The organism is Bradyrhizobium sp. KBS0727 (assembly GCF_005937885.2).
In the GTDB taxonomy this organism is placed as follows: Bacteria; Pseudomonadota; Alphaproteobacteria; order Rhizobiales; family Xanthobacteraceae; genus Bradyrhizobium.
In genome coordinates this window covers 2,296,051-2,316,915 of record NZ_CP042176.1, presented here as the reverse complement: position 1 = coordinate 2,316,915, position 20,865 = coordinate 2,296,051, and the positions used below count along the sequence as shown (strand labels likewise).

General features: G+C 63.2%; 18 protein-coding genes. 6 read left to right on the top strand and 12 right to left on the bottom strand.

Annotated features, from left to right (window positions below; all coding sequences use genetic code 11):
* Nucleotides 1-49 precede the first annotated feature (49 nt).
* The 5 genes from FFI89_RS10555 to FFI89_RS10535 form a co-directional block, all read right to left on the bottom strand.
* Nucleotides 50-1,336 (bottom strand): DUF445 domain-containing protein, encoded by a 1,287-nt coding sequence (locus FFI89_RS10555; protein WP_138835377.1) that lies wholly within the window; start codon nucleotides 1,334-1,336, stop codon nucleotides 50-52.
* A 205-nt stretch (nucleotides 1,337-1,541) separates the two neighbouring features.
* Entirely contained in the window at nucleotides 1,542-2,018 is a 477-nt protein-coding gene (locus FFI89_RS10550) for a phasin (RefSeq protein ID WP_138835375.1), read from the bottom strand.
* A gap of 359 nt (nucleotides 2,019-2,377) precedes the next feature.
* Nucleotides 2,378-2,971 carry a GNAT family N-acetyltransferase gene (locus FFI89_RS10545; protein ID WP_138835373.1) on the bottom strand — a complete coding sequence of 198 codons (594 nt, stop codon included), beginning with the start codon at nucleotides 2,969-2,971 and terminating at the stop codon, nucleotides 2,378-2,380.
* A complete protein-coding gene (locus FFI89_RS10540; protein WP_138835370.1) occupies nucleotides 2,968-4,050 on the bottom strand; it encodes an alpha/beta hydrolase in 1,083 nt (360 codons plus the stop codon). The genes FFI89_RS10545 and FFI89_RS10540 overlap by 4 nt, the downstream gene beginning before the upstream one ends.
* Complete coding sequence (locus FFI89_RS10535; protein ID WP_138835369.1) at nucleotides 4,047-4,427, bottom strand: hypothetical protein; 381 nt, start codon at nucleotides 4,425-4,427, stop codon at nucleotides 4,047-4,049. Before FFI89_RS10535 ends, FFI89_RS10540 begins: the two co-directional genes overlap by 4 nt.
* Before the next feature lie 255 nt (nucleotides 4,428-4,682).
* On the opposite strand from FFI89_RS10535, the gene FFI89_RS10530 reads away from it, so the two are divergent.
* On the top strand, nucleotides 4,683-5,603 hold the full coding sequence (locus FFI89_RS10530; protein ID WP_138835366.1) for an alpha/beta fold hydrolase: 921 nt from the start codon (nucleotides 4,683-4,685) through the stop codon (nucleotides 5,601-5,603).
* An 8-nt stretch (nucleotides 5,604-5,611) separates the two neighbouring features.
* Here FFI89_RS10530 and FFI89_RS10525 read toward each other — a convergent pair whose 3' ends face one another.
* The 7 genes from FFI89_RS10525 to FFI89_RS10495 all read right to left on the bottom strand — a co-directional run bounded on the left by FFI89_RS10525 (nucleotide 5,612) and on the right by FFI89_RS10495 (nucleotide 14,881).
* The gene (locus FFI89_RS10525; protein ID WP_138835364.1) at nucleotides 5,612-6,286 is read right to left on the bottom strand and encodes a spermidine synthase; all 675 of its coding nucleotides are present in this window, start codon (nucleotides 6,284-6,286) and stop codon (nucleotides 5,612-5,614) included.
* A 157-nt stretch (nucleotides 6,287-6,443) separates the two neighbouring features.
* A complete protein-coding gene (locus FFI89_RS10520; protein WP_138835362.1) occupies nucleotides 6,444-9,680 on the bottom strand; it encodes a bifunctional cytochrome P450/NADPH--P450 reductase in 3,237 nt (1,078 codons plus the stop codon).
* A 161-nt stretch (nucleotides 9,681-9,841) separates the two neighbouring features.
* A complete protein-coding gene (locus FFI89_RS10515) occupies nucleotides 9,842-10,837 on the bottom strand; it encodes an alpha/beta fold hydrolase (RefSeq protein WP_138836266.1) in 996 nt (331 codons plus the stop codon).
* A 9-nt stretch (nucleotides 10,838-10,846) separates the two neighbouring features.
* Entirely contained in the window at nucleotides 10,847-12,394 is a 1,548-nt protein-coding gene (locus tag FFI89_RS10510; RefSeq protein ID WP_138835360.1) for a wax ester/triacylglycerol synthase family O-acyltransferase, read from the bottom strand.
* An 80-nt stretch (nucleotides 12,395-12,474) separates the two neighbouring features.
* Nucleotides 12,475-13,209 (bottom strand): triacylglycerol lipase, encoded by a 735-nt coding sequence (locus FFI89_RS10505; protein ID WP_246669493.1) that lies wholly within the window; start codon nucleotides 13,207-13,209, stop codon nucleotides 12,475-12,477.
* Nucleotides 13,210-13,274: 65 nt separating this feature from the next.
* Nucleotides 13,275-13,529 carry a DUF6489 family protein gene (locus FFI89_RS10500; RefSeq protein WP_092515979.1) on the bottom strand — a complete coding sequence of 85 codons (255 nt, stop codon included), beginning with the start codon at nucleotides 13,527-13,529 and terminating at the stop codon, nucleotides 13,275-13,277.
* Between the two features lie 98 nt (nucleotides 13,530-13,627).
* Nucleotides 13,628-14,881, bottom strand: a complete 1,254-nt coding sequence (locus tag FFI89_RS10495; RefSeq protein ID WP_138835356.1) for an FAD-binding oxidoreductase — start codon at nucleotides 14,879-14,881, stop codon at nucleotides 13,628-13,630.
* A 195-nt stretch (nucleotides 14,882-15,076) separates the two neighbouring features.
* Between FFI89_RS10495 and FFI89_RS10490 the strand changes: the two genes are divergently transcribed.
* The 5 genes from FFI89_RS10490 to FFI89_RS10470 all read left to right on the top strand — a co-directional run bounded on the left by FFI89_RS10490 (nucleotide 15,077) and on the right by FFI89_RS10470 (nucleotide 20,743).
* Complete coding sequence (locus FFI89_RS10490; RefSeq protein ID WP_138835354.1) at nucleotides 15,077-16,684, top strand: ABC transporter substrate-binding protein; 1,608 nt, start codon at nucleotides 15,077-15,079, stop codon at nucleotides 16,682-16,684.
* Nucleotides 16,685-16,787: 103 nt separating this feature from the next.
* On the top strand, nucleotides 16,788-17,768 hold the full coding sequence (locus FFI89_RS10485; protein ID WP_138835351.1) for an ABC transporter permease: 981 nt from the start codon (nucleotides 16,788-16,790) through the stop codon (nucleotides 17,766-17,768).
* Between the two features lie 10 nt (nucleotides 17,769-17,778).
* The gene (locus tag FFI89_RS10480) at nucleotides 17,779-18,750 is read left to right on the top strand and encodes an ABC transporter permease (RefSeq protein WP_138835349.1); all 972 of its coding nucleotides are present in this window, start codon (nucleotides 17,779-17,781) and stop codon (nucleotides 18,748-18,750) included.
* Nucleotides 18,747-19,745, top strand: coding sequence for an ABC transporter ATP-binding protein (locus FFI89_RS10475; protein WP_138835346.1), 999 nt, complete (start codon nucleotides 18,747-18,749; stop codon nucleotides 19,743-19,745). The genes FFI89_RS10480 and FFI89_RS10475 overlap by 4 nt, the downstream gene beginning before the upstream one ends.
* Nucleotides 19,742-20,743 (top strand): ABC transporter ATP-binding protein, encoded by a 1,002-nt coding sequence (locus FFI89_RS10470; protein WP_138835344.1) that lies wholly within the window; start codon nucleotides 19,742-19,744, stop codon nucleotides 20,741-20,743. Before FFI89_RS10475 ends, FFI89_RS10470 begins: the two co-directional genes overlap by 4 nt.
* The last annotated feature ends 122 nt before the right edge of the window (nucleotides 20,744-20,865 follow it).

Genomic DNA, 20,865 nt, shown 5'->3' with positions numbered 1-20,865 from the left:
GGGCCACATCACTCCACGGACAACTAAAACCGTTGACGTGATGAATTAGTCACAGCAGCCGAAGCAGGTATTCGAGCGTGTACAGCGCCAGTCCTGCAAGCCCACCGATCAGCGAGCCGTTGAAGCGGATGTATTGCAGGTCGCGCCCGATGTTGATTTCGATCAGCGAGATCAATTGCCCCATGTCCCAGGACTTGACCTGATCGGAGATGAAGGTGGAGACGCCGCTCTTCTGCTCGGCGACCACCGTTCGCAGTACCGCGACGAGACCCTGGTTGATCTCGGCGCGCATTTCGGCGTCGCCGGCCAGCGCCTCGCCGGCCTCCATGAACATGCGCACCAGATGCTGCTGCAACACCTGGCTCTCGCCCGAGGCGCTGCGCTCGAAGAACGAGCGCGCGTTGGCCCAGATGTGGCGCGCGAGATCGGTCAGTTCCGGCCGCGCCAGCAGGTCGCGCTTCAGCCCGTCGATGCGATCGGCGTAGGCCGGATCGGTGCCGAGGCGATCGACGAATGTCAGCACCATGCGATCGAACTCACCACGGAACGGATGCGCGGGATCACGGCGGACTTCCTCGAAGAAGGCGGTTGCCGACGCCACGATCTTGTTCACCAGGAACCGGTCGGCGCGATAGAGTTTCAACAGCGTCGGCAACTCATCGCGAATCTTTTCGCGGATCATGGCCATGGTCTCGGCCTGGGTCAGCGCCGCGTGCACCGCGCGCAGGATATCGTCGAGCAGGCCCTGATGCCGGCCTTCCTTCACGAACGCGCGCAGCGTTCCGGCGGCGAGCGGCGCGAGGTCGATCGACATCAGTTGCGAGGTGATGCGGCGGCTGACGAACGTCATCAGGCCGGAATTTTCCGTGGCGGCGACCGCTTCCGGCAACAGCTTCAATGCGAAACGCGCCAGATCCTCGCTTCGCTTGTGGTCGCGCAGCCAGTCGGCGATGAACGAGCCGAAATCGATCTGGCGCAGCTTGGCGTCGACCGGGGCGGCCTCGAGAAAATGCTGCTCGATGAATTCGCCGAGCTTGTCGGCGATGCGGTGCTGGTTGCCCTGGATGATCGCGGTGTGCGGGATCGGCAGCCCCAAAGGCCTGCGAAACAAGGCCACGACAGCATACCAGTCGGCGAGGCCGCCGATGGTGGCGGCTTCACAGAAGGCCGCGACGAAGCCGAACGCGGGATGAACAGGCACGAGCGCCTTCGCCGCCAGGAACAGCGCAAACGTCGCCGCCAGCACCAGCGTCGCCAGCAGCTTCACGCGCCGCAACTCGGCGGCGCGTGCGGCATCGCCGGGGGCATCGATGACGAAGGTGGCGGGAACGGTCATGACGGCTTTCGGCTGCTCCTCATCCTGAGGAGCCGCGAAGCGGCGTCTCGAAGGATTGTAGGCCCCATCGTGGCCTCATGGTTCGAGACGGCGCAAGGGCGCCTCCTCACCATGAGGATCTGATTTGATCTATGGAGACGCCCGGACAAAAAGAAGGCCCGCCTAAGCGGGCCTTCCAAAACGGCAGTTGTCAGGCTGATCGCGATCAGGCGGTCTTGGTGTAGACCTTGGAGAAGTTGTCCTGCGCGGTCTTGGCACCGTCGGCGACGAGCTTGCCGAGATACTCGGTCGAGGCCTTGGCGCGCGAGACGAGAACTTCGCCACGTGCACGGACCAGGTCCGACTGGATCTGGGCGGCTTCGCTCAGCGACTTGGCCGAAGCGAGCTTGTCGATGCCGGCGAAGAACGCTTCCGCGTCCTGATAGAGCGCCTGCTGGATGTTGCGGCTGATCTTGGCGACTTCGGAGACCGAACCGGCAGCGGCGGTTTCGATCGCGGCGGTCACCTTCTCGGAACCGGCATGGAAGTCGGCGGCGCGAACCTTGGCGGTCTCGGCCTGCTTCTTCACGAACTCACGGGCAGCTTCCGGAACTTCCAGGTTCTGGAGCTTGGTGAACGCCTCGGTGACGGGCGCGAAGGCTTCCTTGACGGTGTTCAGCACGGAATTGGTTTCGGTGGTCATGGGGTTTCTCCATCCTCAGGTTTGAGCTATGGGCTCACCCCGTCCGGTTTGGCCCGGGGCGAGATCCTTGTGCCACGGTTAATGGTGCGCCGCAACATCAATGTTGCATCGCGATATCACGAATACGTGATCAGGCTGATTGTTGGGCGATCTGCCTCGCGAACCGGCGAAAGTTCGACTTTAGGCTAATACTGAGGCCGGCCGGGCTTCTTGTTTTGACGCGTTTTCTTGACGCGAACCGGGGGCCCACTTCGCTCGAAAACGCTATGGGCTACTTTGCATGGGGTTGTTTTCGCGATTTTGGATTCGGGCGCGGCTGCGTCGCGCCGAAGAAGCGCTGTTTCCTCGACATGAGATCGTTAGTGCTGGACCGCTCCCGGCAACCCATAGGCTTCCATCTGTGCCCGGACGTGCGCCACATTGTGCCCGAGGACGACGATATCGTGCTTCTTGCCGTCGACATCGCGGACGTGGTCCCGCAGCAGGGCCTCGGCCTTGAAGCCGAGGCTCTCGAACAGCGCGATCGCCGCCTGCTGGTCGACCGTCATCTGAACGGTGAGCTTTTCCAGGCCCGAGCCGAGCGCCAGCGCAAAGGTCTCCTGCGACAGCGCGCGGCCGACGCCCTGCCCGCGGACGTCCTTCGACACCACCATCCGGAGTCCACCGACATGGGGCGACCAGGAGTGCGGATCGCAGACCAGCGTGCCGCAACCGACCACCGTACCGGCCTTCAGCGCCAGCAGGCTGGTGATGGCGCCACGCTCGATCTCGTTGATCCAGGCCGACAGCACTTTCGGCTGGCTGATGTTGCGCGGCAGGAACAGCAGATCATGTGTCGGCAGCTTCTGCGCGAAGGCCAGCACCGCGGGTTCGTCGCTGCGCGACATCAGGCGGAATTCGATGTCGCCACCGTCGGTCTTGACGTGGCGCGGATAGGAACGTGTTTCACTCATGTCGATCTCTTACCTAACCACTTATCCAGTTTCGGCCACAGCCGCTTGATGGCGTTGGCGCCGGCGACCAGGCTGACGTGACCGCCCTTCAGCATCACCTCTTCCTTGTCGGACGAGCCGACCTTGGCGATCAGATGTTTGGCCGCATCATAAGGCACGATGTGATCGTGCTCGGCAACCGCATGCAGGATCGGCACCTTGATCTTTGAAATGTCGGCCGCGCGCCCGCCGACCGACATGGTGTCGTTATAGAGCTTGTTGTCCCACATCAGGTCCTTGGTAATGGTGCGGAAGTACTCGCCGGCCAACGGCAAGGTGTCCGAGCCCCAGCGATCCATCATCCGGTAACCTTTGACGTATTCGTCGTTCCAGATGTTCTCCCACAAATGCACCTGGCCTGCGACGCGCGACGCCGGCCGCAGCATGTCGAACGACGTCATGATCATGTCGCCCGGCACGTTGCCAACGCTGTCCACCAGCTTGTCGACGTCGAAATAGCGCCGGTCAGAGAAATTCGAGAACAGCTTCATCTCGCGGAAATCGATCGGCGTGGTGAAGCAGATCAGGTTCTTCATCGGCCCGTCGTGGAAGATCGAGCCGTAGAGCAGCGACAGCACGCCGCCGAAGCAATAGCCGATTACGCTGACATCCTGCTCGCCGGAATCCTGCTGCACGCGGCGGATGCAGTCCGGAATGAAATCGAGAACGTAGTCCTCCATCCCCAGGCGTTTTTCCTCGGGCTTCGGCGCGGTCCAGTCCAGCATATAGACGTCGTAGCCGCGCTTCAGGAGAAATTCGACGAAGCTCTGGCCGGGCACCAGGTCGAGAATGTAGCCGCGATTGGTCGTCGCCATCACGATCAGGATCGGCACGCGGTAGATTTCGTCCGCCATCGGGCGGTAGTGATAGAGGTTCATGGTGCCGCGAACGGCCAATATGTCCTTTGGCGTCGAGCCGAGCGATGGGCCCGACGAGGAAATATATTCGATACCCTTGATGCTGCGCTGGATCGCGCGTTGCACCTCGGACTGGATCCGCTCCGGGATGTCAGCGAGATCGAGGCCTGCGGGAGCGTTCATTTTTGCTCTCCCTCCGACGGTGGACGTTTGGTGCGCGGCGGCCGTGGCGTGCCGTAGCCGCCTTCGGGCGCCAGCGAATTATGGTGCACCTGCTGCAGCAGCGCCTTGATCTCGTTGAGCTGGCCTTCGATCGACTGGATGCGTTCGGCCATGCCGACCATCTGGGCCCGGCTCGGCAGGTTCATGGCGAGGAGATATTTCTCCATCAGTTCGCCGAGTTGTTTCTGCGCACCCGCCGAGACGCCGCCGACCTGATTCATCACTTTGGAAAACTCAGGCGACGCCATCGCCTGATTGGCGAAGGAGTTGAACCCCTTCTCCATCTCCCCGATCATGGTCTGCCAGATCACGGCAGGATCGTTGCCCTTGTCGGCCATCTGCGCCCTCCATGTGATTACGAGCGCTTTGCCACGCCTCGGATATTGCCGGCCATACCACACCGTTGCAGCGAGCCGGTCAACAGGGCGCATGATCCGGAAGTGGGTACCGATTTCCCTCGGGACAAACGCGAAGCGTTTGCCCGGAGATCATGCTCCTCCAATACCGCCGCCGACACCACAAAGCCTTCTGCAGTGCGGGAAACCGTGTCATACAGGTCACCCATCACGGTACCACCCAAGGGATCAACGCACGTGAACGCGCTCGCCCACCAACCGCCGCAGATCGCACACGCCAACGGCATCGACCTTTGCTACGAGATTTTCGGCGACCCCGCCGCGGAACCGTTGCTGCTGATCATGGGGCTCGGCGCCCAGATGATCCATTGGGACGATGAGTTCTGCCGCCGGCTGGCCGCGCGCGGGTTTCGCGTCATCCGTTTCGACAACCGCGACATCGGCAAGTCCTCAAGGCTTTCCGGCGGCAAACGCCTGAGCCCGCTCGAACTGCTCAAGCTGAAGTTCCTTAAAATCCCGGTCGCCGCGCCCTACCGGCTGATCGACATGGCCAAAGACACGGTCGGCCTGATGGACGCACTCGGCATCAAGTCGGCGCATCTGGTCGGCGCATCGATGGGCGGCATGATCGCCCAGGAAGTCGCGATCTCGTTTCCGCAGCGGGTACGCTCGCTGACCTCGATCATGTCGACGACGGGTAACCCGAAGATCCCGCCGCCGACGCGGGAAGCCGCCGCCATGCTGATGGCGCCGCCGCCGGCCACCAAGGAGGAATATTTCCAACGCTTCGCCAAAACCTGGAAAGTGCTGCGCGTCGGCTCGTTCCCCGAAGACGAAGCGCTGGATCCCGCGCGCGCCGCCCGCACCTTTGAGCGCGGCCTCAACCCGGCCGGCGTCGGGCGCCAGTTGCGGGCGGTGCTCGCCTCCGGCAGCCGCAAGGAGCGGCTGCATTCGGTGACGGCGCCGACGCTGGTCATTCACGGCACGGTCGATCCGCTGGTGCGTCCCGAAGGCGGCAAGGATACCGCAGCCTCGATTCCCGGCGCAAAACTCCTGATGATCGAAGGCATGGGCCACGCGCTGCCGATTCCGATGTGGCCGCAAATCATCGGCGCGATCGCCGAGCACGCCCATGCGGCAGCAAAGAAGGCGGCCTGACGGCTGGTCTACGCCTTCACCGCGATCCAGATGATATGACGCGCTCCGCCGCCTCTACCGGTGGCGCGCACGTTCACTTCGTTGACGTCGAAACCTGCGCCGCGAAGCCGTTTTGCGAATGCCGGGTTCGGTCCCGAAGACCAGACCGCCAGCACGCCGCCCGTCCGTAGCGCCATGTGCGTCGCTCTCAATCCGCTGGAATCGTAGAGCCCGTCATTGGCCTGACGCGTCAGGCCTTCCGGCCCGTTGTCGACGTCGAGCAGGATCGCATCGAATGTCCCGCGGCTCGACCGGATGATTTCGGTGACATCCATCTCGCGAATGCTGACACGCGGATCGTTCAGGCTGTCGCCAAAAATCACCGCCATCGGCCCCCGCGCCCAGGCGACGACGGCAGGCACCAGTTCCGCCACCACGATCCGCGCCTTGGTGCCGAGCACGCCGAGCGCAGCCCGCAGCGTAAAGCCCATGCCCAATCCGCCGATCAGCAGATGCGGGTTTTTGACCGATTCGATTTTCTTCGCTGCAAGCGTCGCCAGCGCCGCTTCGGAACCCGACAGGCGGCTGTTCATCAGCTCATTGGTGCCGAGCATGATCGAGAACTCGGTCCCGCGCCGCATCAGGCGCAGTTCCCCGTCAGTACCGGGAATGCGTGTGGTGTCGAGTTTTTCCCATGGAATCATGGGAGGGGTATTAGCATGACCCCCGTCGTCCCGGCCAACGAGCCGGGACCCATACTCCGCGGCGGCAATTGTTAAGCAAGGCCGCCAACTCCCGCGCAAAATAACTATGGCATGGCGTACTGGGTCCCCCGCTTTCGCGGAGGACGACAGTGGAGGCCTACCCGCCCGCCCAGACGTCGAGCACGTAGCGGTTCTTGGTCCCGAGCTCGTCGATCCAGCGCGCGCCGGCTTCGGCGTTAGCACCGGTGCGTTCGCGATAGATCGCGACCAGGGCTGCCTTGACGTCCGGCTCCATCTTGCCGCCGTCGCCGCAGACATAGATGATCGCGCCCTGCTCGATCAGGCTCCAGACGCGGTCTTTCTGCGCCGCGACCTGGTGTTGCACATAGGTCTTGGGACCATCGGCGCGCGAGAACGCGGTGTGCAGTTCGGTGATCCCACTGGCCGCAAAACCCTTCAGCTCATCGGCATAGAGAAAATCCTGTTCGGGATTCCGGCAGCCGAAGAACAGCATCGCGGGGCCCAGACTGGCGCCCTGCGCCTTGCGGTGCGCTCGCTCCTGCAGGAAGCCGCGGAACGGCGCCAGACCGGTGCCGGGGCCGATCATGATCACGGGCACGGCCGCGTCATCCGGCAGGCGGAAGCCTGCCTTGGTTTCGCGAATGGTGGCGTGGACGGTGTCGCCGACCCTGCGGCCGGCGAGATAGTTGGAGCAGACTCCCTTGTACACGCCGCGACCGGAACTGGCGGGCGCCTCGACGACGCCGACCGTGACGCTGCAGCGCGAGCCATCGCCCGACGGCGAGGACGAGATCGAATAATAACGCGGCGCCAGCAGCGACAGCATTTCGAGATAGGCGTGGAACGGCAGTTCACAGGCCGGATGTTCCTCCAGCAGATCAAACACCGATTTGCGTTTTCCCAAAACCTCGCTGCGGTAGCGCTCGGCGGATGCCTCGTCGTCACCGAGATAGGCCAGAAGTTTGGGCTTGGTCATCGGGCAGCGCGTGTGCTCCGACATGATCTGGATCTGCTTGCGGGTCGCGACCTGCTGCAACTCGACGAACTCGGTCAACAGACGCCCGACCGATACGGCGTCGCCGACCGGCAATTGCGCGCGGCGGCCTTCGGCGACCTGCAGGCGGATCTGGTCGGCCGGCAAAAAGCCGAAACGGCGCGCGACCTGGTCGACCAGCGCCGGATCGTTGCGCGGCACCACGCTGAGATGGTCGCCGACGCGGTAGGCGACGCCGGCCGGCAACTGCACCTCGATATGCCGGGTCGAGCGGTCGGAAGGTTGCGCGCCGGCCTTGTTCTGCAATTCCGAATTGAGCTGCACCTTCATCGGCGAAACGCCGCCCGCGGCCACGATGGTGTTGACCGCCGACGGCGCCACCGGCTCGATCGCGTACAACGGCGCATCGTCGGCGCTGCGGGTGATGTTCGACGCCAGGCCGAATTCCTTTGCCGCCGCCGGGCCGAGCGCCGCGAACCATTTCTCGAACTGGCCGTCGAGATCGCTGCGGGCATCGCCCTCGCCGCGGCCATAGACGCTGCGCCCGCCACGCGCCGCCAGTTGCTCGTCGATCAGGCGCGGCACCGACTGGTACGTCGCAGCCCAATCGCTGTTGCCGCAGCCGAACACGGCGTAGCGCACCTTGCCGAACGCATCCTTCGGCAAGTCGCTCCCCAGCCATTTGACGAACTGGGTGGCGTTATCGGGGGGGGCGCCATTGTAGGAGGCGCAGAAGATCAGCATGCCGCCCTGCTCCGGCAATTTGCCGGCATATTCGTCGAGCGGCGCCAGCGTGGTGGCAAAACCGTTGACCTCGGCGAGATCGGCGACGCGCGTCGCGAGCTCCTCCGCGGTGCCGAGGTTGGAGCCATAGAGCACCAATAGCGGCGTATTGTGGCCCGGGCGCGTGCGGGCTTGCGGTGCCGCGGCATTCGAGGCCGCAGCCGCGACGGCGGCGCGACCGGCGAACGCGCCCCGCTCCTTGTCGTTGCGCGGACGCACCTTGATCTTGAAACCCTCGGGCTTGATCGTCAGCGTCTCTTTCAGGTGCATCTGATAACGCTGGTGATCGATGAGCTTGAAGCGCTGCAGGATCATGCCGAGCGCGAGCGCGGACTCGTGCATCGCAAAGCCACGGCCGATGCAGGCGCGCTGACCGTTGCCAAACGGCTTCCAGGCATTGACCGGGCGCGCCGCCTCCGCCTCCCGGCTGAAATTCTCCGGGTCAAAGGCATCGGGATGCGGTCCCCACACGCTGGGGTCACGGTGCAACGCCAGCACATGAACCAGGACGAACGTACCCTTCTTGAGTTTGTATTTTCCGCCGATGACCTCATCCTTGATCGGCGCCACGCCATAAGCCGGCGCGGGCGGCCACAGCCGCAGGGCTTCCTTCAGGATCTGCGTAATGTAGGTGAGCTGCGTGACCTGCTGATAAGTCGGCTTGACGTTGAGGTCGCCTCCAAGCACCCGGTCGACTTCTTCGTAGGCTTTCTTGAGCACCTCGGGGTGTTTGAGCAACGCATAGATCGCGCAGGACAACATTCCACTGGTGGTCTCGTGGCCGGCGATCAGGAAGGTATTGATCTGGTAGCGGATGTTGACGTCGTCGAGCTGTTCGCCGGTGGCGCGGTCGACGCCGGTCATCATGGCGCCGAGCATGTCCTTCTTGTCATCGGCTCCTACCGCGTTCTTGCGGCGCTCAGCGACGATCTCGTCCACCATCGTATTCATGAACGCGACGTCGCCGGCAAGGTCGCGATTTCGGTTACGCAGCCACAACCCTTCGAGCGGAAGACCGCGGGTCAACATGATGGTCTCGAGCGAGCGCACCAGTGACGCCACGAACGGATGATAGTCTTCGCGATAGAATGAATTGAACCGATAATCGAACCCGCACAATCCAACAGTATCGAGCGCCAGCGCGGTCGTGTCGTGAACGACGTCGATTTCATCGTCGGCGTTCATCCGCTCCCATTTCTTGACGAGCTGCTCGGCAATATCGAGCATGCTCGGATGATAGGACTGCATCGCGCGGTTACCGAACGGCGTCATCAGAATGTTGTGGGCCTTGCTCCAGTTCGGTTCGTTGGTATGGGCCGTAAACAGGCCGTCGCCGCCGACCGCGCGAACACGGCGCAGGGAGCCGCGCACGGATTTGTCGAAGCGTTTCTCATCGCTGATCTCATCGACCAAATCGGCGCCCGAAACAACGACGAGTGGCGCACCCATCATGTCGAGCCAGTAGATCGGCCCGAGTTCCTTTGCCAACCGCATCATGTGCTGAATGGGCGCGGTCGCGTCCAGCGACAGCATGTTGCCAACCACCGGCTTGGTCGGCGGATGCGGGATCGGATCGAGCTTGTTCGGGGAAGCCATTGCGAAGTTGTCTCCTGCCGTAGTGCTAAACTCGCCCCGTCATTGCGGTAAGTCCGTCATTCCGGGATGGTCCGAAGGACCAGACCCGGAATCTCGAGATTCCGGGTTCGATGCTTTGCATCGCCCCGGAATGACCGCGTGAGAGACAGGTAGCTAATTCCTCACCCAAACCGCTTTCTACGCCATTCGATCAGCTTGGCGCTGACCTCTTCCGGCTTTTCCTGCTGCGTCCAATGGCCGCTGTCCCGCACCAGGTATTTCTCCAGGTCGGGAACGAGCCGCTCCATGCCGTCGGCGGCTGACGGCGGCAGAACCGCGTCGTTCTCGGCCATGATCATCAGCGACGGCACACTGACGGTTTGGTCGAGCCCGGCCGACCGCTCCCAGTTACGGGTAAAATTGCGGTACCAGTTGATGCCGCCGGTGAAGCCGGTTCGGGTGAAGGTGTCGACGAAAACCTTCTTCTCTTCCGCCGACAGGATCGGCGTCCGCGGATCATGCTTGGCGTCGTAGTTCGCAATCATTTGCGGAAACGCCAGGTTGAGCCGCGCCGAAGCGCCGACGCCGGCAATCGGCGTTTCCTCCGGCGCGCCTGGCGGGCGCGCGGCCGGCTTGCGCATGAAGGCATCAAATGTCTGCTCGACCCGGCTGCCGAAGATCCGATCGGGCTCCCGGGCGGGATCCTGGAACTGCACGATATACATACTGTCGCCGAACCGCTTGCGGAACAAAGCGATCGGATCCATCGGCGGGCGATCGAGATGCGGTGTATTGACACCGACGACGCCCGCGACGCGGTCGATGTGCCGTAGCGGCATCTGCCAGACGATGAAGCCACCCCAGTCGTGGCCGACGAAGATCGCCTTGTCGATCTTGAGATGATCGAGCAGGCCGACGAGATCGCCGGTCAGGTGCTCCATGTCGTAGGCCTCGACCGGCTCGGGCCGGTCGGTCGCGCCATAGCCGCGCTGATCCGGCGCAATCACGCGAATGCCGGCCTCGCTCAATGCCTTGATCTGGTGGCGCCAGGAAAACGCCATTTCCGGCCAGCCATGACACAGCACGACCGGCGGCTTGTCGGTCTTCGGTCCCGCCTCGTAATAGCCCATGCGAATCCCGTTCACCTGGGCGAACAGCAGTGGCGGCATTTCAATCATCATCAAACCCTATTCAGCCGCGCTGGTGATGTTGGGCGGCGGCGCGAACGCCGCCTCCAGCGCTTCAAATTCGAGCGGAAGCATGTCGCACAAAATCTGGACATGGGGAATAATGTTGGCGCCGGCGATGAAGCCGAAATCGAGCTGATCGCGGTAGCTCTGCACGGTGATGTTGAGCGCGAGCCCGTGGGTCGATATCGACACCGGGAAGATGTGCAGCAATTCCGCGCCGGCCGCATATAGCGTCTGCCGCGGCCCCGGCACGTTGGACACCGTAATGTTGGCGGCCGGCGGCAGCACGTCGGAGAGATTGGAGCGGCTGTAGAGCAGCGCCAGAATCTGGACCAGGATCGGCGCACCCAGCATCGATATGTTCGACACCTGCGGCATCAGGGCCCGTAGCGGGTGCGACATCTCCTTGGACTTGGTGGATTGCGCGATGATCGCCTCCAGCCGTTCCTTGGGATTCTCGATGTTGGTGGCGATCGAGCAGATCATGCCGAACACCTGGTTGTTGGAGTCGGTGTTGCCCTCCTCGCGCAGCGAGATCGGCACCGCCGCGGTCATCGACTTGGCCGGCAGGGCGCCGCGCTCGAGCAGATAGCGCCGGACCACGCCGGAAGACAGCGCCAGCACGACGTCGTTCAGCTTGCCGCCGGACTGCTTGGCCAGCGCTTTGGCGCGCGACAGCGAGATCGAGGTGCCGGCAAAGCTGCGTTCCGATGAGATCGTCTTGTTCAGGATCGTCGAGGGCGAGGCCATGCTGGCGATGCTGTCGCGCGATTTCGGATCGGAGATCTTGCCGACCACATCGGACACGCTTTTCAGCATCGTCGGGATGCTGCCGGCGAATTTCACCGCGCTCTCGATCTGGAACATGGCGTTGTCGAACAGGATCGAGCCGAGGTCGCTTTTTCCCGAGCGCGGCAGGTCGATGCTCTTGGGCGCCGACGAACCCTCGAACGGCTGTCGCCAAAGCTGCTGGTAGGAGTCGATCAGGTTGGCGGCGATGTCGCGCGCCTCATTGCCGCCCTTGGCCTGCGGTATCGGCTTCTCGACCTCGCGCGGCACCGGCGTGACGTCATAGATCATGTTGGTCAGCGCCGCACCGGCGCCGCCGTCGATACAGGCGTGGTGCATCTTGGAATAGAGCCCGATCTCGTTGTCCTTCATGCCCTCGAAGACATAGAACTCCCAGAGCGGACGGGCACGGTTGAGCAGCTTGGCATGCATCCAGCCGACGATGCGCTCCAGCGTCGCGCGGTCATACGGCGCCGGCAGGCTGCCGCGGAAAATATGGCGATCGATGTCGAACTGGTCGTCCTCGACCCAGGACGGATGATCGATGTCGAGCGGCGTCTTTTCCAGCCGGCTCTTCAGGATCGGCGCGATGTGCAGCCGCGAGGCGATCATCGCCTTGAATTCCTCGAAGAAGTTGCCGTTGTAGTTCTCGGGCAGGCGGAAGATCGCCATGCTTCCGACATGCATCGGCATCTCCGGCGTTTCCAGATACAGAAACGACGCGTCCATCGATGACAGTTTCCTGGCGTCCGCCATGTTTTCCTCCGGCTACAAAAACGCGGCGCCTTTGGTGGCGCTTCTGGGCGTTCAGACAGTCCCTGATCTCAGGGCGCTAGTCAGGATTGTGCATTTTCCGAGGGCGCATATGCAATGGCAAATGGCCCGGATCGGTCAAATTGCTTAAATTCGCCCTCGGCTTGCGCCAGGCGATCCGCCACGGCCCACAGCGCGGCCGGATTGACGCCAAGCCCGACGTGGCTTGCCAGATACACCTCGATATTTTCGGCGCTGCTCGATGGGTTCAAGTGGCAGGTATGCCAGTTCACGATGCCGTCGGTGCGGGAATAGATCGAGGTGGTCGGGACCGGCAGGTCGCCGGCAATGGCCTTCTGGATCTCCGGATTGTCGTCGATCCCCTCGCCCGACAGCGCCTCATAGAGCCGCGTAGCGTTGGTCGCCCTGATGTCGCTGGTAAACGGGCTGCCCAGCGTGATCACGGAGCGGACCATGTCCGGCATCTGCAGCGCCAGATCACGCGCGTAGACGCCGCCGAGACTCCAGCCAACGACGCTGACCTTGCGGCCCGCAGTTTCATGAATTCGCTGCAACAGGTCACGCAGCGCGCCGCGCTTGGAGGCGACGCCCCCAAGGTTGCGGCCCATGTTCCAGGCGTAGGTGTCATAGCCGAGCTCCTTCAGATAGCGCCGCATCGGCGCCATCGACAGGTCGCTGGCGAGAAAGCCCGGCAGCGCCAGCACCGGATGCCCGTCACCCTTCGGGGCGCGCAACAGCAGCGGTGATAACAGCAAGCTCGAATTGAACTCGAATAGGCTCCGCGCCTCGGCCAGCATCAGGAACAGGCCTGGCGGACGAAGCCGGTGCTCTCCTGCAGTTTCGCCGCCACCGGCCGCGACCACTATTTCTTGTCCTTCTTGGCCATGCCGCCGAGGCCGGCCATGGTCACGAACATGTCCTGAAAACGTTCGGCGATCTTGGGATCGAAGGTGAACCAGCTTTGAATCAACGATTCCGGCGAAACCTTTTCGATGTTCGCCATCATCTGCTGTTGCATCTTGTCCATCACCGCCGTCTGCATCGGCTGCACGTCCGGCAGGCCGATAAACTGCCGGGCCTCGAGCGGCGTGCAATCTATTTCGACGTTTACCTTCATGACCGCTCCTTTTGATGGCTTGCCGCAGTATCGCCGCGAGAGCCCGAGTCACGCAAGGACAACACTGACCCCCGCCCCCCGTCAATCGTCGGATATGGTCAACCAAAGCGTTCGACGGCAAACGGCCTGGCGTCGGCAAACGGGCTCTCCCCGGTCATCATTTCGGCCAGCAGGCGGCCGGTCGCGGGTCCGAGCGTCAGGCCGTGGTGCTGATGGCCGAAATTGAACCAAAGTCCGCTATGGCGGGGCGCCTTGCCGATCACCGGCAGCATATCCGGCAGACAGGGCCGCGCGCCCATCCAGGGTTTGGCGTCGACCGGCTCACCCAGCGGGAACAGCGCATGCGCCCGAGGCAGGGCCCGCTCGACCTGGACCGGCGTCGGCGACGCATCGCGACGGGCGAACTCCGCGCCGGTGGTCAAGCGAATGCCGCGGTTCATCGGCGCCAGCAGAAAACCGAGGTCGGCGTCCAGCACAGGATGATGCAGCACAGCATTGCCGCGCGGATTGAGATGCAGATGGTAGCCGCGCTTGACGGCAAGCGGGATCGAATAGCCGAGCGGACCGAAGACCTGATCGGACCACGGCCCCATCGCCACGACGACTTCGCGCGCCGTGATGGTGCCTTCCAGCGTCGCCAGCCGCCAGCGTGTGCCGGATTGTTCAAGGGTTCGCGCATCGCCGACCAGATATCGCCCGCCCTTGCGGCCGAACAAGGTTGCATAGGCCTTGGCGAGACCTCCGGGGTCCGGAACGAAGCCCGGTGCGGGAAAATAGACGGCGCCGCTGAACGCGCCGGTCAAATGCGGCTCGCGCGCGGCAATTGCCGCTGCATTCAGAACCTCGCCTGCGACGCCATACTGCCGGGCGCGCTCCAGCTCGCTCACCGCCGTCGCGAGCGTCGCGTCGGACCGAAACAGCTTGATCCAGCCGGTCCGCCGCAACAGCTCCGGAACATTGGCTTCCTCGATCAGCGCCTCGTGCTCGATCAGGCTGCGCTGGATCAGCGGCAGCTCGGCCATCGCGCTGTGCAGCGCACGCTCCGGGGACGAAGCGAGGAAGTAACGCAGCAGCCACGGCAGGAAGACGGGCAAATCCGAGAAATGATAGCGCACCTGAGGCGCGCGAAGCAGCGCGTATCGCAGGATCTGGCCGGCATCCCGGGGGAACATATAAGGAAAGACCGAAGCGCACTCGATCAGTCCGCCATTGCCATAGCTGGTCTCTTCGCCGGCAAGCTCGTTCCGGTCGATCAGGACGACGTCCCTGCCCCTTTTCTGCAGGTGCAGCGCGGCACCAACGCCGACCATGCCTGCGCCCAGAACCAAAACGTCGGCCTTCAGTTCCGCCATCCGGCACTCCGAAAGTTCAATGCCATGCCCTCGCGCGCGGCCTCGAGATCAAGCTAGTCATTGCCGCATCGCCGCGCAAACCGGACCACAACCATCGGCGTGCTTGCGCGGCGGCTGGACTTGGGCAACATGGATCGGCAATATCCGCCGGAACCTGGTGGAAAAAAAACGGATCAAAGCGGGGAATTCGAACACATGTCGGTACGTCAGAGTTTGTTTGCAGCGGCCAAGGCAGCGATCATGGCTTCGGTCCTCGCTTTCGCGGCGGTGCCGGCATCGGCCCAGACCCTGCGTTACGCCAACCAGGGCGACCTCAAATCGCTCGATCCGTACACGCTCAAGGAAACCACCACGATCGCCCATCACGGCCACGTCTATGAGGGCCTGGTCACGCGCGACAAGGATCTCAAAATCATTCCGGCGCTGGCGGAAAGCTGGGAAATCGTCGAGCCGACCCGCTGGCGTTTCCACCTGCGCAAGGACGTCAAATTCCACAACGGCGATCCCTTCACGGCTGACGACGTGCTGTTTTCGGCGGAGCGCATTCGCAGCAACGGATCGAACTTTCTCACCAACGTTCCCGCCGACGCCAAATTCAAGAAGATCGACGACTATACCGTCGACGTGACGCTGGACTCGCCGAACCCTATTCTGATTTCGCAGTGGGACGGCTGGTACATCATGGACAAGAAATGGTGCACGGATAACAACGCCGTAGCACCTACGCCGGCCTCCGCGACCACGCCGAGCTATGCATCGCTCCACGCCAACGGCACCGGTCCCTTCATGATCGAGAGCCATCAACCCGGCGTGAAAACCGTATTCAAGGTGAACCCGAACTGGTGGCGGAAACCGGAACATAACCTCAAGGAAATCATTTTCACGCCGATCGGCTCGGACGCCACGCGCGTCGCGGCGCTGCTGTCCGGCGAAGTCGACGTCATCGAGCCGGTTCCGATCCAGGATATCGGCCGGGTGGATTCATCGCCGAACGCCCAGGTGCTCAAGGGACCGGAACTGCGCACCATCTTCATCGGCATGGATCAGACCCGCGACGAGCTGCTCTATTCCAGCGTCAAGGGCAAGAATCCATTCAAGGACATCAAGGTGCGCGAGGCCTTCTACAAGGCTATCGACGTCGAGTTGATCAAGACCCGCGTCATGCGCGGTCTTTCGACCCCGTCGGCGCTGATGATCGCCCCGCAGCTTTTCAAGCTGTCCGGCGACTTCACCCGTCCGAAGTTCGACCCCGACGGCGCCAAGAAATTGCTGACCGAGGCCGGCTATCCCGACGGCTTCGAGGTGACGATGGACTGCCCCAACGATCGCTACGTCAACGACGCCGCGATCTGCCAGGCGGTCGTCGGCATGCTGGCTCGCATCGGCGTCAAGATCAACCTGCTGGCGCAACCGAAGGCGCAGTATTTCGCCAAGGTGCTCAAGCCAGGTGGCTTCCAGACTTCGCTCTACATGCTGGGCTGGACGCCGGCGACATCGGACGCCCAAAACGTTCTTTACGACATCTTGGGCTGCCGTGACGATCCGAAGTCGGCGCGCGGCGAAGCCAATCTCGGCGGCTACTGCAACAAGCAGTTGGATGCCATCGCCGACAAGGTCCTGCTCGAGACCGACACCGTCAAGCGCGACCTGCTGATCAAGGAAGCCTTCGAGATCGCCGCCAAGGACTACGCATATATCCCGCTGCACCAGCAGGCGCTGGCGTGGGGCGTATCCAAAAAGGTGAAGATGACCCAGCGCGCCGACAATCAGGTGCTGCTGTACTGGGCCACCAAACAGGAATAAGCAGGCTTCAACCTAGGGTCCCGGCGGCTTCAGGCTTCCGGGGCTTTTCGTTTCCGGGCGACAACGACGTCAGCCGCACCAAAGAGAAAAGCGAAAGGAAACCATGCTCGCTTTCACTCTTCGCCGCGCCGTACAGGCCATCGGGGTCATGATTGCGGTGGGAATTATCTCGTTCTCGATGTTCCGGTTCGCGGGCGACCCGGTCAACCAGATCGTGTCGATCGACACGTCGGCCGCGGAACGCGCGGCGGTGCGCCAGTCGCTTGGCCTCGACGATCCCGTACCGGTGCAATTCGTCCGCTATTTCGCCAATGCCGCGCAGTTCAAGTTCGGGGTCTCCTATCAATTCCGCCAGCCGGTGGCGAACCTGTTGATGGAACGGATGCCGGCCACGCTGGAACTCGCGGTCTGCGCCACAGTTCTCGCGATGGTGTTCGGCATCCTGATGGGGGTCTACTCCGCCCTGCGGCGCGACAGCGTGCTGACCAAAATATTCCAGGCGGTCTCGCTGATTGGAATATCGCTGCCGACGTTCCTGATCGGCATCTTGCTGATCTATCTATTCTCGGTGACGCTGGGCTGGTTGCCGTCGTTCGGCCGCGGCGACGTGGTGCGGATCGGCTGGTGGACCACCGGCCTGCTCACGCTGTCTGGTTTGAAGGCGCTGATCCTGCCCTCGATCACGCTCGGCCTGTTCCAGATGACCCTGATCATGCGTTTGGTCCGCGCCGAAATGCTCGAAGTGCTCCGTACCGATTATATCCGTTTCGCCCGCGCCCGTGGCCTGACCACACGCGCCATCCATTTCGGCCACGCGCTCAAGAACACATTGGTTCCCGTCATCACCGTCGCCGGACTGCAGTTTGGCTCGGTTATTGCTTTTGCGATCATCACCGAAACCGTGTTCCAGTGGCCCGGTATGGGATTGTTGTTCGTGCAGGCCGTGCAAAACGTCGATATTCCGATCATGGCGGCCTACCTGCTGATGGTTTCCCTGATCTACGTCACCATCAATCTGGTGGTCGACATCCTCTACACCGTCGTCGATCCGCGCCTGCGCTCGACCCTCAGCCGTCCGGCATAGAGAGAACACCATGTCCGACGCCGTGGTCCCCCACCCCGCCGAGCCGAACGTGCAAGGAGCACGTTTCGGCACCGGCTGGCTGAAGCGCACGCTCGACAGCGACATGTTCTATTCGTTCCGCCGCTCCAAGATGACGATGGTGGCGGCGGCCATAACCGCACTGTTTTTCCTGCTGGCGATCTTTGCATCGCAGCTTTCGGTGCAGAACCCATTCGACCCGGCGCAACTGCAACTGATGAATTCGCGGATCTCGCCGCTGTGGACCGCGGACGGCCAGTCGCCGTTCCTGCTCGGCACTGACGAACAGGGCCGCGACGTGTTTTCGGCCATTCTCTACGGCTTGCGGGTCTCGCTGGTGGTCGGCGTGCTCGGCATGCTGTTCGCCGCAGCGCTCGGCGTCACCCTCGGGCTGGTCGCGGGCTATGTCGGCGGCGCGGTCGATGGGCTGATCATGCGCATCGCCGACGTGCAGTTGACCTTTCCCGCGATCCTGATTGCGCTGCTCGTCAATGGCGTCGCCAAGTCCGTGTTCGGCAACCGGCTTGATGCCCTGAGTACGCTGGCGGTGCTGGTGGTCGCGATCGGACTGAGCTTCTGGGTGCAATATGCCCGCACCGTGCGCGGCTCGGTCATGGTCGAGAAGAGCAAGGACTATGTTGCAGCCGCACAATTGATCGGACTTCCCGCGCCGAAGATCATGCTGCGGCACGTGCTGCCGAACACGATGGGGCCGATCCTGGTGATCGCCACCATCAACCTCGGGCTCGCGATCATCACCGAAGCGACGCTGTCGTTCCTCGGCGCCGGCATGCCCGACACCATGCCCTCGCTCGGCACCCTGATCCGGATCGGCAACAATTATCTGTTCGCGGGCGAATGGTGGATCGTGGCGTTTCCCGGCCTTGCGCTGGCGGGGCTGATCCTTTCCATCAACCTGCTGGGCGACTGGCTGCGCGACGCGCTCAATCCAAAACTCCGATGACAGCTCCTGTTCTTTCCGTGCGCGATCTCCAGGTGGAATTCCTCACCCGCCGCGCGACCTTGCGCGCGATCGATGGCGTTTCCTTCGATATCGCCAAGGGCGAAGTGCTGGGCGTGGTCGGCGAATCCGGCGCCGGCAAATCGGTCACGGGCCTCGCCGTCATCGGGCTGATCGATCCGCCGGGCCGGATCATCGGCGGCGAGATCTATCTGTCGGGCATGCGGATCGATCATCTGCCTCCGGAAGAAATCCGCCGCATCCGGGGAAAACGGATCGGCATGATCTTTCAGGATCCGCTGACGAGCCTCAATCCGCTGTATCGAATCGGCGACCAGATCGTTGAGACGATCCGGACCCACACCAATCTCACCGAGACCGCCGCACGCAAGCGCGCCATCGACTTGTTGGCCGAGGTCGGAATCCCCGCTCCCGAAAAGCGCATCGACGCCTACCCGCACGAATTCTCCGGCGGCATGCGCCAGCGCGTCGTGATCGCGCTCGCGATCTGCGCCGAACCGGAACTGATCATCGCCGACGAGCCTACCACCGCGCTCGACGTCTCCGTTCAGGCCCAGATCATTTCGCTGATCAAGCGCCTGGGGCGCGATCACGGCACCGCCGTGATGCTCGTCACCCACGACATGGGTGTGATCGCCGAGACCTCCGACCGGGTCGCCGTGATGTATTCGGGCCGGATCGCCGAGATCGGCCCGGTGAGGGATGTCGTGCAGAACCCGCTGCATCCCTATGCCAAAGGCTTGATGGGCGCGATCCCGACGCTGGCAGGCGAAGACAAGCGGCTGGTGCAGATTCCCGGCTCCATGCCGCGGCTGTCGGCAATCCCGCCGGGCTGCTCGTTCAACCCGCGCTGCGCATTCGCCTTCGACCGCTGCCGCGTCGACCGGCCGGAACCGCTCGTGCACGGCACGCAGTCGGTCGCCTGCCATCTCTACGATACTGCGCCCCACGAGACGGCGAAGGAGACCGCGGCATGAGTGCAGCGCCGTTCGTCGACGTGAAGAACCTGCGTCGCGTGTTCGACGTCTCGAAGCCGTGGCTCAACCGTGTGCTCGAAGGCGGCCACCTCGAATTCCTCAAAGCCGTCGACGGCGTCACCTTCGACATCAAGAAGGGCGAGACCTTCGCCCTCGTCGGCGAATCCGGTTCCGGAAAGACCACGGTGGCGCGGATGGTCGTCGGCCTGCTGCCGCCGAGCTCCGGCGAAGTCGTCATCGACGGCGTGTCGATGACCAACACCAGGCAGGCGCAGATGCGCCAGCGGCTGCGCCGCCGCATCCAGATGATCTTTCAAGATCCCTATGCAAGCCTCAATCCGCGCTTTCGGGTCGACGCCATCGTATCCGAGCCGATCCGTGCCTTCGACCTGATCCAGGGCGAGCGCGACATCGCCGCCCGCGTCGGCGAATTGCTGGGCCTGGTCGGCCTGCATCCCGACGACGGCCTGAAGTTTCCACATGAATTTTCCGGCGGCCAGCGCCAGCGGATCGCGATCGCGCGCGCATTGGCATCGGAGGCCGAGTTCATCGTTTGCGACGAGCCGACCTCGGCGCTGGATGTTTCGGTGCAGGCGCAGATCCTCAATCTGATGCGCGACCTGCAGGACAAGTTCGGCCTGACCTATCTCTTCATCAGCCATAACCTCGCCGTGGTGCGCCACATGGCGACCCGGATCGGCGTGATGTATCTCGGCCGTATCGTCGAGATCGCGGAAGGGCGCGAACTGTTCGCCAACCCGCGGATGCCCTACACCAGGATGCTGCTGGGCGCGGTTCCGGATCTGGCGATGTCCGGCCGCCAGCGGATTCCGGTCCGGGGCGAGATCCCCAATCCGATCGACCCGCCGCCCGGATGCGCGTTCAACCCGCGCTGCCCGCTGGCCTTCGAGCTCTGCCGCCGGCAGGCGCCCGCGCTGATCAACGGCGTTGCCTGCCACGCCGTCAACAACCCGGCCACAGCCCCCGCCATGGCGTGATCCCGTCGCAGGCGCGCGGCTGGACAGGCCGTTCACTCCGGCGGCGGTCAGAGATATCGTTCGTGCGGCGTCAGCGCAGCGGTCGCGGCCAGCAGATCGCAAATCCTTGCGCGATCACGATG